The sequence below is a fragment of the Weissella viridescens genome (genome assembly GCF_014789145.1).
GTDB classification, from domain to species: Bacteria; Bacillota; Bacilli; order Lactobacillales; family Lactobacillaceae; genus Weissella; species Weissella viridescens.
In genome coordinates, this window is sequence record NZ_CP061835.1 from 1303979 (window position 1) to 1320286 (window position 16308).

Annotated in this window: 18 protein-coding genes and 1 pseudogene; 1 reads left to right on the plus strand and 18 read right to left on the minus strand. The window is 41.6% G+C overall.

Annotation, left to right across the window (positions count from 1 at the left end):
- Nucleotides 1-401 precede the first annotated feature (401 nt).
- Nucleotides 402-755 carry a hypothetical protein gene (locus IE337_RS06465; protein WP_191136220.1) on the plus strand — a complete coding sequence of 118 codons (354 nt, stop codon included), beginning with the start codon at nucleotides 402-404 and terminating at the stop codon, nucleotides 753-755.
- Nucleotides 756-801: 46 nt separating this feature from the next.
- Here IE337_RS06465 and IE337_RS06470 read toward each other — a convergent pair whose 3' ends face one another.
- The 18 genes and pseudogenes from IE337_RS06470 to IE337_RS06550 all read right to left on the minus strand — a co-directional run bounded on the left by IE337_RS06470 (nucleotide 802) and on the right by IE337_RS06550 (nucleotide 16166).
- Nucleotides 802-1521 carry an MIP/aquaporin family protein gene (locus tag IE337_RS06470; RefSeq protein ID WP_191136221.1) on the minus strand — a complete coding sequence of 240 codons (720 nt, stop codon included), beginning with the start codon at nucleotides 1519-1521 and terminating at the stop codon, nucleotides 802-804.
- Between the two features lie 195 nt (nucleotides 1522-1716).
- Nucleotides 1717-2514: a peptidylprolyl isomerase gene (locus IE337_RS06475; protein WP_191136222.1), complete on the minus strand. Its 798-nt coding sequence runs from the start codon at nucleotides 2512-2514 to the stop codon at nucleotides 1717-1719.
- A gap of 13 nt (nucleotides 2515-2527) precedes the next feature.
- Complete coding sequence (locus tag IE337_RS06480; RefSeq protein WP_191136223.1) at nucleotides 2528-3625, minus strand: ABC transporter substrate-binding protein; 1098 nt, start codon at nucleotides 3623-3625, stop codon at nucleotides 2528-2530.
- 1 nt (nucleotide 3626) lies between these two features.
- On the minus strand, nucleotides 3627-4442 hold the full coding sequence (locus IE337_RS06485; protein ID WP_191136224.1) for an ABC transporter permease: 816 nt from the start codon (nucleotides 4440-4442) through the stop codon (nucleotides 3627-3629).
- Nucleotides 4439-5248 (minus strand): ABC transporter permease, encoded by an 810-nt coding sequence (locus tag IE337_RS06490; protein WP_072153166.1) that lies wholly within the window; start codon nucleotides 5246-5248, stop codon nucleotides 4439-4441. The genes IE337_RS06485 and IE337_RS06490 overlap by 4 nt, the downstream gene beginning before the upstream one ends.
- A complete protein-coding gene (locus tag IE337_RS06495) occupies nucleotides 5241-6311 on the minus strand; it encodes an ABC transporter ATP-binding protein (RefSeq protein WP_191136881.1) in 1071 nt (356 codons plus the stop codon). Before IE337_RS06495 ends, IE337_RS06490 begins: the two co-directional genes overlap by 8 nt.
- 215 nt (nucleotides 6312-6526) lie before the next feature.
- The gene (gene fusA / locus IE337_RS06500) at nucleotides 6527-8647 is read right to left on the minus strand and encodes an elongation factor G (RefSeq protein ID WP_072152530.1); all 2121 of its coding nucleotides are present in this window, start codon (nucleotides 8645-8647) and stop codon (nucleotides 6527-6529) included.
- A 131-nt stretch (nucleotides 8648-8778) separates the two neighbouring features.
- Nucleotides 8779-9249 carry a 30S ribosomal protein S7 gene (gene rpsG, locus IE337_RS06505; RefSeq protein WP_057746999.1) on the minus strand — a complete coding sequence of 157 codons (471 nt, stop codon included), beginning with the start codon at nucleotides 9247-9249 and terminating at the stop codon, nucleotides 8779-8781.
- Nucleotides 9250-9265: 16 nt separating this feature from the next.
- Nucleotides 9266-9679, minus strand: coding sequence for a 30S ribosomal protein S12 (gene rpsL / locus IE337_RS06510; RefSeq protein ID WP_057747000.1), 414 nt, complete (start codon nucleotides 9677-9679; stop codon nucleotides 9266-9268).
- Nucleotides 9680-10426: 747 nt separating this feature from the next.
- Nucleotides 10427-10492, minus strand: coding sequence for a HeH/LEM domain-containing protein (locus tag IE337_RS07950; RefSeq protein WP_233119709.1), 66 nt, complete (start codon nucleotides 10490-10492; stop codon nucleotides 10427-10429).
- 81 nt (nucleotides 10493-10573) lie between these two features.
- Nucleotides 10574-10987, minus strand: a pseudogene (gene rplT / locus IE337_RS07900) (50S ribosomal protein L20); the annotation flags it as partial.
- A 70-nt stretch (nucleotides 10988-11057) separates the two neighbouring features.
- Nucleotides 11058-11252, minus strand: coding sequence for a 50S ribosomal protein L35 (gene rpmI, locus IE337_RS06520; RefSeq protein ID WP_057747006.1), 195 nt, complete (start codon nucleotides 11250-11252; stop codon nucleotides 11058-11060).
- A 25-nt stretch (nucleotides 11253-11277) separates the two neighbouring features.
- Complete coding sequence (gene infC, locus IE337_RS06525) at nucleotides 11278-11817, minus strand: translation initiation factor IF-3 (RefSeq protein WP_057747008.1); 540 nt, start codon at nucleotides 11815-11817, stop codon at nucleotides 11278-11280.
- A 198-nt stretch (nucleotides 11818-12015) separates the two neighbouring features.
- Nucleotides 12016-12447, minus strand: a complete 432-nt coding sequence (nusB, locus tag IE337_RS06530) for a transcription antitermination factor NusB (protein WP_243185589.1) — start codon at nucleotides 12445-12447, stop codon at nucleotides 12016-12018.
- A complete protein-coding gene (locus IE337_RS06535) occupies nucleotides 12437-12871 on the minus strand; it encodes an Asp23/Gls24 family envelope stress response protein (RefSeq protein ID WP_191136225.1) in 435 nt (144 codons plus the stop codon). The genes nusB and IE337_RS06535 overlap by 11 nt, the downstream gene beginning before the upstream one ends.
- Nucleotides 12872-12982: 111 nt before the next feature.
- Complete coding sequence (gene efp, locus IE337_RS06540) at nucleotides 12983-13549, minus strand: elongation factor P (protein ID WP_057747013.1); 567 nt, start codon at nucleotides 13547-13549, stop codon at nucleotides 12983-12985.
- A 139-nt stretch (nucleotides 13550-13688) separates the two neighbouring features.
- Nucleotides 13689-15032, minus strand: coding sequence for a glucose-6-phosphate isomerase (locus tag IE337_RS06545; RefSeq protein ID WP_191136226.1), 1344 nt, complete (start codon nucleotides 15030-15032; stop codon nucleotides 13689-13691).
- Nucleotides 15033-15203: 171 nt separating this feature from the next.
- Nucleotides 15204-16166 (minus strand): GRP family sugar transporter, encoded by a 963-nt coding sequence (locus IE337_RS06550; RefSeq protein WP_191136227.1) that lies wholly within the window; start codon nucleotides 16164-16166, stop codon nucleotides 15204-15206.
- Between the last annotated feature and the right edge of the window lie 142 nt (nucleotides 16167-16308).

Sequence of the window (16308 nt, forward strand, 5' to 3'; positions counted from 1 at the left end):
CGACGTTTTGAGTTTGGCAATGTTAGGAATGACCTGTCCTAACGCAGGTGATGGTTACCCATCAGTCAACGTACACCAGTTATTGCTAACTGTTAGTCATGTGCAGATCAACGTGTTCCACAACACGTTTAATCACCTACCAGCATGCGGCTGTTAATATAGGCCGTTTGTAAAAATCTTCTAAATGAAGATTCTCTCGACTCATCGCATGTAATAAATATAACATAACTACGGTTGGCTTGCAAATCATTTTATTTGGTTCACCTCATTTAAGGTAAGCAACATTATCTATTTTTCTGCCCCTGTTTCTTTTTTAAAAACATGTTATTATAGTTATTAATGATGTTTTATTAAATAAGCATGAGATGTTTCTTAAGTCGAATAAAAGTGAGGACACGTGTATGAAAGTTATCGGTAACACTTTGGAAAATATTCATAAATTTCGCCACGAAAACATTCGCGACAAACGTTCTGGAATATTACCCACAAAATCTTCATTAGTGAAGAATCCCTACGCTCAATTAAGCTTACTCTATTTAGATACCAATGACACGTACTATCTAGTTGACGCTTCCAGTGCGATTGCCCACTCATTGCAATACAATGACGGTGCAATTGTCATTAGCGCTTGGCATGCAGCCGATATTATCGGTTTAAAACAAAGCTACAACCAACCTGGCTTTGACAATTATTTCCAAATGTTAGTTCAGAATACAGCTGAAGCCTATGCTGCTGAACACCAGACGGAAAACTAATCTACAAAAAAGTTCAGAACCCACTTATTGGTTCTGAACTTTTTATTTATTTAAAAATAAGTGTATACAAAATTGTTGCAACGGTTGCACCTACGATTGGCGCAACAACTGGTACCCATGCATAGTCCCAATGTGAACTACCCTTATGTTGTAATGGCAAAACCGCATGCATGAGACGTGGTCCAAGGTCACGTGCTGGATTCAAAGCTGGTCCAGTGGCTCCACCGAGTGATGTTACCAAACTAGCCACCAGAATTCCCAAAGCAAGCCCTTCAATCGGCTTATTTTGTGGCGTCGCACCAATTGCCATTGCCGCAAAAACCAAAACAAAGGTTCCGAATCCTTCATTTAGGAAGCCATTTAAACGTGATCCCGCAGCATCATCGGTTGAGAATGGTGCAAAAATTTCATCAGGATTTGTAGTTGCATCAAAGTAAGGCTTATAAACGCCAACCACAATCAATTGCCCAATCATCGCTCCAGCCAACTGCGCAACAATGTAAAAGGCCACCTCAGTCCATGGGAATGCACCCACAATGGCTAACCCTAACGTAAACGCCGGATTAATGTGTGCTGAAATTGCGCCAAACGCAATGACCGGTACACCGACTCCAGCCCCATATCCAAAGGCAATATTCAACCACCCCGTATGGTTACCCTTGGTATTCTTAAGCTCGGTATTGGCGACCGCACCATTACCTAAAATAATCAAAAACATTGTCCCAAAAAATTCTGCAAACAGTCGGACTGTTAATGCATGTTCCATAAATATTCTCCTATATAAGACCTACTGGCACATTTGTACCTTTTTATGCTAAGCAATCTTGTTCAACCCTTTCATTATAGCCAAACCGCACAAAAAAACTATCTATTTTGTAGCTTTTTTCACAAAAAAATAACAAAAAAAGTTGTGCCGCCTAATAAGGGAACACAACTTTTTAAAAAACACAATTATACCGCGCTATTTCGGAGTTTTTAGGATAGTCATTGTTTTAATTTTGACCGGATCAACCGGCTTCGATTGCTCATTTGACTCACTCATTTTTACTTTTCCAGCTGCAATTTGATCAACAACTTGCATGCCATCAGTCACCTGACCAAAGACCGTATACTTTCCATCTAAACTTGGATTACCACCATTACGGTAAGCCTTGTATATTTTCTCGGGATACTGATTACGATCAATTTTCTTCATCTGGTTGTCATGGTTTTGATCAATGAAAAATTGCGAACCATTTGTATCAGCACCAGCATTGGCCATGGCCAGCGCGCCACGGATATTATAGAGTTTTGGACTTGTTTCATTTTTAAAGCCATTTCCGGCATCAATTTTTGAATCTTTTTGATACCAAATAGAATGACCGCCCGCACCAGTCCCTTTGGGATCACCACCCTGAATCATAAAGTCTTTCACAACTCGGTGGAAATTCGTCCCATCGTAATAACCTTGTTTGGCATGGGTCATAAAGTTTTGAACGGCCAATGGCGCTTCTTGGTTAAATAATTTAACCGTAATTGGTCCAGCAGTCGTTTCAATCCGCACCTCTGACTCGTTACTTGCAACACCTTTTTGTAGTTGCGGTAATGCTAACTTGTCTAGTTTTGCCTTTTGTGCCTGAATTTGCTTTTTCGTTAATTTTTTTGCCTGCTGTTGTTGTTGCGCTTGTTGCTGATTGTGATAAGCGCTAACACCAATAAATAACGCGATTAGCACGGCAACCGCGACCGCCATCCAGACTTCTGGTTTTATTTTTTTCATATTTGCCTCACTGTTATTGATTCGTCATCTTAAACTCTAAGAAATCATCATTATACCTTTGCGTCCAAGTTGGGCCAAGATTTTGATAAGTTTCAAGTTTTGACAAGACTGCTTTAGATGGATACCACGATGGATTCTCACGCGTCGTACGTGGTAAACGCTGCCAAGCAGCTTGATTTGGTGTGGCGTAACCAACGTATTCAGCATTCTTTGCTGCGATATCAGGTCGACTCATATAATTAATAAAGGCATACGCCGCATCTTTATTTTTAACGGTCTTCGGGATAACGATATTATCAAACCAGAGGTTGCCTCCATCATTGGGCACCACATAGTGCAAGTGCTTATTACGGCTCATCATTTCAGCTGCATCCCCTGAATAATCCACTGCCAGAGCTGCCTCATCTTGCGCCATGTATGTTTTTATTTCATCAGCAACAATTGCTTTCACATTTGGCATCAAGGTGGTTAATTTCCCCCGAGCCGCAGCAAGTTCTGGGAGGCTCTTGGTATTAACGGATTCACCATTCGACGCCAGGGTCATCCCCATAATATCTCGTGCAGAATCAACCAACATAATTTGTTGTTTGTACTTAGGTTGCCATAAATCGTTCCAAGACTTAATCTCACCTGGCTTAATAAACTTATCATTATAGACAATCCCTAAAGTTCCCCAAAAATATGGAACAGAATATTTATTTTTAGGATCAAACGGTTCATTCATAAAAGTCGGATCGTAATTTTTTAGGCCTGTCAACTTGCGATGATCAAGTGGTTCCAACATATTATCCTGGCGCATCTTCTCAACCATGTATTCAGAAGGGATGGCAATATCATAATGTGTCCCCCCTTGTTTAACCTTTGTGTACATCGCTTCATTGGAATCGAAGGTTTCGTAATCGACACGATAACCCGTTTCTTTTTGAAATGCTTTCAATATGCTTGGATCGATGTAGTCACCCCAATTATAAATAGTTAGGGTCCGGTTGCCTTGTGGTTGATCAGAGTTCCCAACGGATTTGTTCTCCAAATGGGTAAACCAACTTCGCATACCAAACAAGGCCGCAACAACAATCAGAATCGCTAAACTTAAATGCATTAATTTTTTCATCTTAACGCACCGCCGTTCGCATCTGACGCTTTTTCTTACTACCATTATTCGTTCGCAATGAAATGTAATAATACACTCCAACCAGAACCAACGATACTAAGAACATAAGGGTTGATAACGCATTAACAGACAAGTCGATTCCTTGCCGCGCACGCGAATAGATTTCGATAGATAAAGTTGAAAAACCATTCCCCGTCACAAAAAAAGTGACTGCAAAATCATCCAAGGAATACGTTATTGCCATAAAGAAGCCTGCTAAAATTCCTGGCCACGCGTAAGGTAAAACAACTCGACTCAAAACTTGAAAGTCAGTGGCACCTAAATCGTGGGCAGCATCAATCAACGCCGGATTCATCTCATTCAACCGTGGCAAAACCATCAGCACGACAATCGGAATTGAGAAAGCAATGTGTGCCAAAAGAACCGAGAAAAAGCCTAACTTCAAACCAATCAATGTAAACAAAATTAAAAAACTTGCCCCAATAATGACATCCGGCGACACAATTAAAATATTATTCAAAGAAAGTAGCGTATTTTTTAAGCCAATCCGTCGTGTCCGATAAATCGCCAAAGCGCCAAATGTACCAATTAGTGTGGCAAACAAACCAGATAGTAAGGCAATAATAAAGGTATTTGCCAAAATCCCCATCAGGCGATAATCCGAAAACAACGTTGCATAGTGTTTCAGTGAAAATCCCGCAAAACCATTCATGTAGCTCCCCGCATTAAATGAATAAAACATGAGGTAGAAAATAGGTAGGTACATTAGTGCAAAGACAAAGGCTAAATAAAGATAGCTAGGTTTTAATTTCTTCATGCTTTACCTCCTCGTTTACGATCACGGGTAACATACATGGTAATGGCCATCGCAACAATCAAAACAACACCGATGGTCGAACCCATGCCCCAATTTTGCGTAACCATAAAGTGCTCTTCAATCGCAGTACCAAGTGTAATCACCCGATTCCCACCAATCAAACGTGTAATCATGAAAAGTGATAATGTCGGAATAAAAACAGCCTGAACACCAGCACGTACGCCATTCATTGACAAAGGAACAATAACACGCCACAAGGTTTGCCATTTGGTAGCACCCAAATCACGCGCTGCATTGACTAACGATTGATCCATCTCAACTAATGAATTGAAAATTGGCATAATCATAAATGGTATTTCAATGTAGGCTGCCACGGTCAAGAATGCACCATTGGTAAACATCATTTGTTGTGGTCCCACCCCAATAAAAGTCAAAAAGTCATTGATGGTCCCTTTTTGTGCGAATAGACCGATAAAGGCGTAAGCTTTGAGCAATAAGTTCACCCACGTGGGCAGAATGACTAGCATCAGCCAGAACTGAGCATGTTTTAAACGACTCATAATCAAGGCCATTGGATAACTGATGACTAAGGTAATTAAGGTGACTACAAACGCAAAGAACACCGAATTAAAGGTCATCCGTAAATAGGTTCCAGAACCAAAATACGTTTTATAGTTAGCCAAAGTAAATTGACCATGCAAGTTTGTAAATGATTGAAAGACTAAGAGGATAACCGGTGCAATCACAAAGAGGACGAGCCAAAGATAATACGGCACACTAAAATTAATCGTCCTTTTTTCACTCATCGTCAGCATCCTCCTCATCTTCATATTGTTCAAGACGCGCATCAAAATCCTCTTCGGATTCATTCAAACGCATAATATGAATATCTTCTGGATCAAAGTACAAGCCATAACGTTTACCGATTGTTGCAGAATTCGTGGCTTGAATTTGCCATGGGTTTTGATCATCATCATGTGCGGTAATTTCATAATAATCACCCCGGAAGGATTCATCATCAATCGTAACAGTCAACTTACCGTCTGCAACATCAACTAAATCCAGATCCTCAGGACGTAATACCACTTCAACTGGTTCATTTGGTCGCATACCGGCGTCGACATTTTCAAACTCCTTACCTGCAAATGAAACAACGTAGTCTTGACGCATCACCCCAGGAATAATGTTTGATTCACCAATAAATTCAGCAACATAGTGATTAATCGGTTCGTCGTAAATATCAACCGGCGTCCCATTTTGCAAGATTTTCCCATCATTCATTACAAAAATCCAGTCCGACATCGCCAGCGCTTCTTCTTGATCGTGCGTCACAAAAACAAACGTAATGCCAAGACGTTGCTGAATATCTCGTAGTTCATACTGCATCGTCTTACGCAATTTATAATCTAAGGCCGAAAGAGGCTCATCTAACACCAAAACCTCAGGTTCGTTTGCTAAGGCGCGAGCAATCGCAACACGCTGTTGTTGTCCACCAGAAAGCTCTGAAATCTCACGATCTTCATAGCCAGAGAGCTTTACCAGTGCGAGCATTTCCGATACCTTTGCCTTGATATCACTTTTCTTCTTTCCTTTTAATACCATCCCAAACGAAACATTTTCATAAACATTCATATTTGGAAATAGGGCATAATTTTGAAAAACAGTATTAATTTGGCGTTTCTCAGGTGGGACATCATTAATCCGTTGACCCTTAAAATAAATATCTCCGGAAGTCGGTGTCAAAAAGCCCGCCATCAAACGTAAAATGGTTGTCTTTCCGGAACCAGATGATCCTAGTAAGGTATAGAATTTACCTTGTTCAATTTCTAAATCAATGGACTTTAAAACAGTTGTATCACCATATTGCATGGCAACATTCTTAAACTCGATTATTGGTTGAGTCACTTGTCTCCACCACCTTTCTTCGCATGCCTTAAATTATACAAAATTTCTATTTTGAGCGAAATGTTTTTGTGACTAGTCCGTAAAAAATTATGATTGCTTTAACTTTAGAACACAATAAAACCCCGCAAGTCGTAACCTTACGGGGTTTTATTTAAAGCTGAGAAGCCCTAAGCAAAAGCTTAGTCTTCGTCATGCTTTCCATACTTCTTAACAATTTCGTCTTGAACGTTCTTAGGAACAGCTTCGTAGTGATCGAATTGCATTTGGAAAGTTCCACGACCTTGCGTTGATGAACGCAAAGTAGTTGCATATCCGAACATTTCTGACAAAGGAACCTTAGCGTGGATAATCATTGAGTTTCCACGTTGTTCTTGACCTTCAAGCAAACCACGACGGGCTGAAACGTGTCCCATAACATCACCTAAGTTGTCTTCAGGAACAGTAATATCAACACGCATGATTGGCTCCAAGATAACGGCACCAGCAGTCTTGGCAGCTTCACGCAATGCCAATGAAGCAGCAATCTTAAAGGCAGCTTCAGATGAGTCGACATCGTGGTATGATCCATCATACAACTTAGCCTTCAAATCAACCAATGGGAATCCGGCGATAGGACCAGCGTTCATTGAATCACGCAATCCAGCTTCAACTGAAGGGATGTATTCACGAGGAACAGCTCCACCAACGATGGCGTCTTCGAATTCGAATCCAGCACCTTCTTCGTTAGGTGAGAATTCAATCCAAACATCACCATATTGTCCCTTACCACCAGATTGACGCTTGAAGTATCCACGAGCTTGAACAGTCTTAGTGAATGCTTCACGGTAAGCAACTTGAGGTGCACCAACATTGGCGTCAACACCGAATTCACGCTTCAAACGATCAACGATGATATCCAAGTGAAGTTCTCCCATTCCTGAGATCAAAGTGTCACCAGTTTCTTCGTTAGTTTCGGCACGGAATGAAGGATCTTCTTCGGCCAACTTTTGCAAAGCGTTTGACATCTTATCTTGGTCTGCCTTAGTAGCAGGTTCGATAGCCAATTGGATAACGGGATCAGGGAATTCCATTGATTCAAGAACCAATGGACGATCTGGTGCAGTCAATGAATCACCAGTAGTCGTTGCCTTCAAACCGATCGCAGCAGCGATATCACCTGAGAATACTTCAGGGATTTCAGTACGGCTAGTAGCGTGCATTTGTAGCAAACGTCCAACACGTTCACGCTTGTCACGTGAAGTGTTCATAACGTATGAACCAGCTTCCAAACTACCAGTGTAGACACGCAAGAATGTCAAACGTCCAACGAATGGGTCAGTCATAACCTTAAAGGCCAAAGCGGCGAATGGATCTTCGTCGTTAGCGATCAAGTCAACTTCTTCACCAGTCTTAGGATCTGTAGCAACATATGGCTTAACTTCCAAAGGTGATGGTAGGTAGTCAACGACACCGTCCAATACCATTTGGACACCCTTATCCTTATATGCTGATCCAGCAAAGACAGGGTAGAATTCCAAGTTCAAAGTTGCACGACGGATAGCAGCCTTTAATTCATCAGCAGAGATTTCTTCTCCACCAAGGTACTTGTCCATGATTTCGTCATCAACATCAGCGATGGCTTCAACCAATTCGTTATACTTTTCTTCAACAAGGTCAGCATAGTCAGCAGGCATGTCGCGAACTTCCCATTCTTCACCAAGTTCTGTTGTTGGGTACCAAGCTTCCTTAGTAATCAAGTCAATGATTCCAGCGAAGTCATCTTCAGCACCGATAGGCCATTGAACAGCCTTAGCGTTGGCATCCAAACGATCCTTCAATGAATCAACTGACATACCAAAGTCGGCACCCATCTTGTCCATCTTGTTAACGAAAACAATACGAGGAACATCATAAGTTTCAGCCTGACGCCAAACAGTTTCAGTTTGTGGTTCAACACCAGCAGAACCGTCCAAAACAGCAACGGCACCGTCTAGCACACGCAATGAACGCTCAACTTCGATTGTGAAGTCCACGTGACCTGGTGTGTCGATGATGTTGATACGGAATGGATCATTCTTGTATTGGTCATGGAAACCATGCCAAACAGCAGTTGTAGCGGCTGATTGGATTGTGATTCCACGTTCCTTTTCTTGATCCATGAAGTCCATTTGTGAAGCTCCATCATGAGTTTCACCAATCTTATGAATCTTACCTGTGTAGTACAAAATACGCTCAGTTGTAGTTGTCTTACCAGCATCGATGTGGGCCATGATACCGATATTACGCGTACGGTTAAGTGGGTATTCACGCTTGTTAGCCATGAGTATAATATCTCCTTAAATTTAACGATTAACGTCAGAAAACGACATCAATCTGTCTTGTAACCATTATACCGCAAAATACACAAAAATGGCTATAGCCTGTTATTGGGCTGTAGCCAAATTTTGTAATATTACCAACGGTAATGTGCAAAGGCACGGTTGGCTTCAGCCATCTTGTGCGTGTCTTCACGCTTTTTAACAGATGCACCAGTGTTGTTGGCAGCATCCATAATTTCCTTAGCAAGGCGTTCGTCCATTGTGTGCTCTCCACGCGAACGTGCGTATTGAACCAACCAACGAAGACCAAGTGTTACTCGACGTTCTGGACGAACTTCGATTGGAACTTGGTAGTTAGATCCACCGATACGGCGAGCCTTAACTTCCAAAACAGGCATGATGTTGTTCATAGCCTCTTCGAAAACTGTCAAAGGTTCTTCACCAGTTTCTTGCTTAATACGATCAAAAGCATCGTACAAAATTGTTGAAGCAGTTCCACGCTTACCATCAATCATCAAACGGTTGATCAAACGTGAAACAAGCTTTGAATTATAAATTGGATCAGGCAAAACTTCAGCCTGTTTTGTATAACTCTTACGTGGCATTATTTATGTCCTCCCCTTATTTCTTTGGACGCTTAGTTCCATACTTAGAACGTGAAGTCATACGTCCTTCAACACCGGCTGTATCAAGGGCACCACGAATAATGTGGTAACGTACCCCAGGCAAGTCCTTAACACGACCACCACGAATCAAGACAACTGAGTGTTCTTGAAGATTGTGACCGATACCAGGAATATATGCAGTAACTTCAATCAAGTTTGAAAGACGTACACGTGCATACTTACGCAAAGCTGAATTAGGCTTCTTTGGTGTCATTGTTCCAACACGGGTTGCAACCCCACGCTTTTGTGGAGAAGAAACACGAGTGGCCTTCTTTAATTGTGAGTTATAACCAAAGTTCAAAGCTGGTGACTTTGACTTTGTGCTCTGTGACTTACGAGACTTACGAACCAATTGGTTAATAGTAGGCATGTCCTAGAGTCCCCTTTCAATTTTTCTATATAGTGTCTAGTCCACATTACCAGGCGTATCGCTTAGATACACGTAATAATGCATAAATGGTACTTTTCGTTTAAGAGTTCAGCACGTCACGTTGAACACGTAAACACCCTTGCTCACTTAAAGCACAATCAGTAATATATCATCTATTCGATTCAGATGCAAGTTTTTTCTATGCAATTTAAGAGCGGTCTTAAGCGATTCATTTTGCACACAATCCCGGGCGTGTCAAAAGTGTGAACACTCGTTTAAATAGCGTCTATATCTACGTCACGAAAGGAGCAAGCTTATGCAAATTTGTATCACTTACGTTTTTTTAATAACTTTATTTTATTTAGGTCGCCAAGATTTTTCTACAAAATTCATTAATAGCCTTTGGCTCATACCAAGTCTGGTCCTAGCCTTTTTAATACACCCAAAAACCTGTCTTTTTGTACTTTTCGGGTATTTATGCGCCATTTTACTTAATCACATCAGTCATGAAAACTGGATTGGTTACGGTGATCTTGACGTGCTCGCTTGCGGCTTATGCGTTGCTCCCAACCTTATGTGGTTTAGTTGGCTAAATGCGGCTTGCTGCGTTCAGTTTGCCCTTCAAATTCTCTATTATCGCCAACGTCAGGCCCCGTTCGTCCCGAGTCTCGCCATTGGGTGGACGTTAACTGCTTCGCTTATATAAAAAAATACACTCACCCGAAAGGTAAGTGCATTAATTGATTATTAAACCAATGCCAACAATTCAGCCTTCTTAGCTGATGCTGGGAAGTCAATACCGTTAGCAGTCAAGTATTCCTTGATTTCTGCAACAGTGTTCTTTTCTGATGGCTTTGCATCTGAAGACTTCTTAGCTGCCTTAGGAGCAGCTGCGTTGATTGTAACAGTCTTTTCTGATGTAGCAGGTGTCTTTGTGGCAACGTGCTTACCAGCTTCTGACAATGCCTTCTTTGCTGATTCAGCCAAAGCAGCGAATGCTTCAGGATCAGTAATAGCAAGGTCAGCAAGCATCTTACGGTTAACAGTTGTGCCCATCAATGACAAACCGTGCATGAAGTTTGAGTATGACAAACCGTTGATACGGGCTGCAGCGTTAATACGTGCAATCCACAACTTACGGAAGTTACGCTTTGTTTGCTTACGGTCACGGAAGGCGTATGTCCAACCCTTCCAAACACGTTCCTTGGCAACTCGATAGTTAATGCTACGTTGACCACGGTAACCCTTGGCCAACTTGATCATCTTTTTACGGCGTGCGCGCGTAACTGTTCCACCTTTAACTCGCATGGATAATTCCTCCAGTAATTCTTTTTATAAAATAGCTAATTTAGATTTCGAAAATGTACAAAAGTACAGATTAACGTCCCATCATGTGAACGTAGTTCTTCAAAGTTGTGTGGTTCATCATTGAAGTCCCACGCAATTGACGACGTTGCTTCTTTGTCTTACCGTGGAAACGGTGTGATGTGTACGCGTTGGCACCCTTCAAACCACCATTAGCAGTCTTCTTAAAACGCTTTGCTGAAGCGCGGTGTGTCTTAAACTTTGGCATTGTATTTTCCTCCAAACTGGTTTAGTTACTTAGTTTCTTTGGGTGCAAGCACCATAGACATGCTGCGCCCTTCCATCTTTGCTCTTGCTTCAACTTTTGCAATTCCTTGCAAGTCTTCGGCAAATCGGTTCATTACTTCTCGTCCGATTTCCTTGTGCGTGATAGCACGCCCACGGAAACGAATTGAAACCTTAACCTTATTACCCTTTTCCAAGAACTTAGTTGCAGCCTTTTCTTTGGTATTAAAGTCGTTGTCATCAATTGTTGGACTTAAACGAATCTCTTTAACACTAACAGTTTTTTGATTCTTTCGTTGCTCACGTTGCTTCTTTTGAGAATCAAACTTGAACTTACCGTAGTCCATGATTTTTGCAACTGGTGGCTTGGCGGTTGCCTGCACCAATACTAAATCAAGTTCTGCGTCATCGGCCATCTTTTGGGCTTCATCCTTTGGGATGACACCTTGATCACCATCATCCGTAATTAAACGAACTTCATGAGCGCGGATACGATCATTGATTAAATCTTTTTGCTGTTGTTGTTGTGGTTGACGTGCGTTTGCTATGGTCCTTACCTCCGATAAAACTTGGCATGAAATAAATGTATAATAAAAGCGGCTTACCGTATTTGCATACGATAACCCGCTGTAAACATCAAAACTAATAGATAGTTATAAATGATTAACCCGATAAGTACGCTTACCAAGGTGAACAGCGGGTTGCCGTTACTTTATTTCTTAACAAATATTGATTATAGATGATTATTATTCTTCCGTCAAGGCCTTATTCAAGACCGCATTGATAAACTTACGTGAATCATCATTGGTAAATTCATGGGCCAATTGCAATGCTTCGTTAATGGCAACATTTTTTGGTGTTTCGGTTGACTGACCTTCATAGATAGCTAAGCGCATCAAAGCAAGGTCAACAACATTCAAACGATCAATTGTCCAACCATCAGCCAAGTAATCTGAGATTTGTAAATCTAGCTCATCTTGATGATCTCGGACTGCAGTCACAAGTGTCACAACATCTTGTGGCAAGTCGCCTTCCCACAAAACTTCTGGATCACCTGATAATACCTGACGTAGCACCGTATCAATGTCAGCATCCGGGTTGATTCCTAAACTATATAAAGTTTGGAATGCCGCTTGCCGGGCTTGGTGTCGATTTAAAGTCGTCATACTATTGGCCATCCTCCGGCGTCTCTTCTTCTCCAAATAGGTTATTTGGATCAATTGTGCTGGCTACCTTAGGTGAAATCATCCCCTCAACATGCACATTAACAGCATTAACTGAAAGTTCGGTCATGGCTGCAATTTGCATCTTAACTCGTTCTTGGATTTGCACCGCCAACTTTGGCACACTCACCCCGTAGTTAAGATAAACGTACAAATCGATAGTCAAGCCGGCATCATCTTGAACGACTTCAACACCCTTACCACGCACACGGCGACCAAAGGCTTCTTGAGCACGATCAGAAAATGATCCACGCAAACTTGCAACACCTTCAACTTCCTGTGTTGCAAGGGCAGCGATGATATCTAGGACACGTACGTTTACACGAGTTGTGCCTTCGGTACCAGTTGGTTGGTCTAATACAATTGTTTCTTCTGCCATGGATTTCCTCCTTAAAACATAAAAGTGCCGGCCGGCAACCGGTCGGCACTATCACTTATCATATCACTGTGCTGTCCTTAACGTTACGGTAAGTCCAACTCACCGGCATGATTAAGCACGTGATGAATATGATCCACCATCATCAGTATTAATGATTAGCTTATCGCCAGCATTAATGAAATCAGGTACAGTAACAACCAAACCAGTTTCCATTGTTGCAGGCTTTCCACCACCATTTGCTGTCGCACCCTTGATACCAGGTTGTGTTTCAGCAACAGTCAATTCAACTGTTTTTGGCACTTCAACATCTAAGATTTCGCCATCATAAGTTGTCACACGTACAACCATGTTTTCAAGCAAGAACTTTAATGCATCTTGAATCTTATCATCTGGAATTGCAACTTGTTCGTAAGTTTCTGTATCCATGAAGACGTGTGAATCACCTTCAGCATACAAATATTGCATATCAGCTGAAACAATGTTAGCTGTTTCAAACTTATCTCCAGGACGGAAAGTTACTTCGTTAACAGCTCCTGTACGCAAGTTCTTCAACTTTGAACGCACGAACGCTGCACCTTTACCAGGCTTAACGTGTTGGAACTCCAACACACGCCAGATTGATTGGTTGTACAAGATTGTCAAACCAGTCTTTAAATCATTCATACCAATAGTTGCCATGATTGAAATCTCCTCAATTTTTGTCTTTCGTCTAATATTACCATAAGTTCTTTCGTCTTGGAACAGGCAGAACTTATTTTTTATCATGAATAAAAACCCATTCCATTTGGGACGGGTTTTTAACATCTTTAATTTAGCTTTATAGACGGGCGCGCAGCTCGGCAGTCTTCTCTTCGTAGCCTGGCTTACCTAATAAGGCAAACATATTTGACTTGTAAGCTTCAACCCCTGGTTGGTTAAATGGGTTAATCCCATTGAGGTAACCTGAAATACCAACGGCTAGCTCAAAGAAGTAAATCATATAACCCAAGGCAAACTCGTTTTGTTGATCCAATTCAACAACCATGTTTGGTACGCCACCATCGACGTGGGCCAACAATGTGCCATCAGATGCAGTCTTATTAACGTATGACATTGTCTTACCTTCAAGGTAACCCAATCCATCATCAGCATCTGAGACAGGAATTGTCACATCTGAAACTGGCGCATCAATGCGCACCAAAGTTTCAAAGAGGTTGCGACGACCATCTTGAATGTATTGTCCAAATGAGTGTAAGTCAGTTGAGAAGTTTCCAGACGCTGGGAAGATGCCCTTACCGTCCTTACCCTCTGATTCACCCTGCAATTGTTTCCACCATTCGCTAAATTGTTGCAACGTTGGTTCATAGTTTACAAGTAATTCAGTTGTATATCCCTTGCGATAAAGAATGTTACGGTAAGCCGCATATGCATAGGCATCATTCTTTGTGACATCGGTGTCTGAAAAATCGGCACGGGCTTGTGCTGCCCCAGCCATTAGTTGGTCAATGTCGTGTCCAGCTGCTGCGATTGGTAGCAAGCCAACTGCTGTAAGGACTGAGAAACGTCCCCCAACACTATCTGGCACAACAAATTCTTCATAACCTTCTTCATCAGCTGTTTGCTTCAAGGCACCCTTATGGGCGTCCGTAGTTGCGTAAATACGCTCACGCGCTTCGGCTTCACCATACTTCTTTTCAAGCAATTCCTTGAAGACACGGAAAGCAATCGCTGGTTCAGTTGTCGTTCCAGATTTTGAAATCACATTAATTGAAAAGTCGCGGTCACCAATCAACTTGATTAATGAATTAACATATTGTGGTGAAATTGAGTTACCAGCAAAAACGATTTGCGGCATCTTACGTTGATCAGCTGGATAAGCTGAATCAAAATAATCATTCAAAAAATCATTTGCAGCACGAGCGCCAAGATATGATCCACCGATTCCAATCACAACCAAGACCTCTGAATCTGATTGAATCTTTTGTGCAGCTTGCTTAATTCGCGCAAATTCATCCTGATCATAATCAACAGGCAAATCAAGCCAGCCTAAGTAATCTGAACCAGCGCCAGTTCCCTTATGTAGTAGGCTATCAGCTGCATCAACCATTGGTTGAATCAATTGCAGTTCATCATCATTTACGAAGGTTGATAACTTGCTTGCATCAAATTTTAGTGTCGTCATATTGTCTTAACACTCCTTTTCAAATTGGTATATACCGATTATAACATGTTCTGATTAAAATGAAATCGTTTTCCTGTAAGAATTTCTAACTTCACCCTTTATTTTAGCACATCCCCACCTACACGCAGGATAATAAAAAAGCACTGAAATCATTCAGTGCTTTGGTTATTATTAAGCTAAGCTACTCAAGTTTGAAATGATAATTGCTCCGACAACAACTAAGATTGTTCCAATTGAGATATAAAGCATTTGGCGAGATGTCTTCTTCTCATGCAAGATGTAAATTCCACCAAATGTTCCAACGATGATTCCTAGTTGTGACAAAGTTGCTGCAGTTGCTTGTCCGATTTGTGGATTCGCAGCTGAGATGAACATTGCAATGTTACCGATACCCCAAACCAATCCTGTAAGGATGTTACGGAAGGTTGCTGGTTGCCACATCGTCTTACCTTGATGCATAACGAAGACAACAATAATCAAGGCACCAATCACTTGTCCAATTGATTGTGGTCCAACGATCGCAGTCATGTAGTGCAAGCCACTACCATGAGGTGCTCCGTGAACGGCATCTGAGATAAAGCCAAACTTATTCAACAAGTTAGGGAAGACGAAGTACATCATGAATCCCAATGATGAAAGGGCAATCGCCATGTAACCACCCTTAGGATCAGCTTCAGGATTTGGCGCTGCCTTAGAGTTAGGATCTGGCAATGATGTCAAAACGGCTCCAATAACAACCGCGATAATGGCTAGTAGTCCGAAGAACCACATCTTTCCATTCGTCCATTCTCCCAAAACAGAAGCGGCCATCAATGCGTTTAATGCAATTTGACTAGCAGTTGAAACTGGGTTACCAACTGATACCCCTAATTTCTTGAACGCAACGAATTGTCCAGCCGTTCCAATCGCCCAGAACAAACCTGAAACAAAACCAACCACCCAAACACGCGGGTTAAAGGCAAAATCAAGCCCTGCTGATGGGATCACGTAGAAGAGCAAAGTTGAAAGCCCAAAGATTAAGGCCCCCAATGTCATTCCTAATGTTCCTTGAGCGGCTGATCCACCCATCTTTGTTGTAATAATACCTGTTGATCCCCAAGCTAAAGCTGGAATCAACGCAATTAAAATTGCCATAATTAGTTCTCCTCAAAATTTCTAAATAAATCGTTCTCTTTAGTACATGAATAATAATAGCATATGAAAATTGCTTATGCAAGCGTTTTCATAAAACCGATCATAAAAAATATAAAAAGGTCTAAAGTAGCACTACAGCACT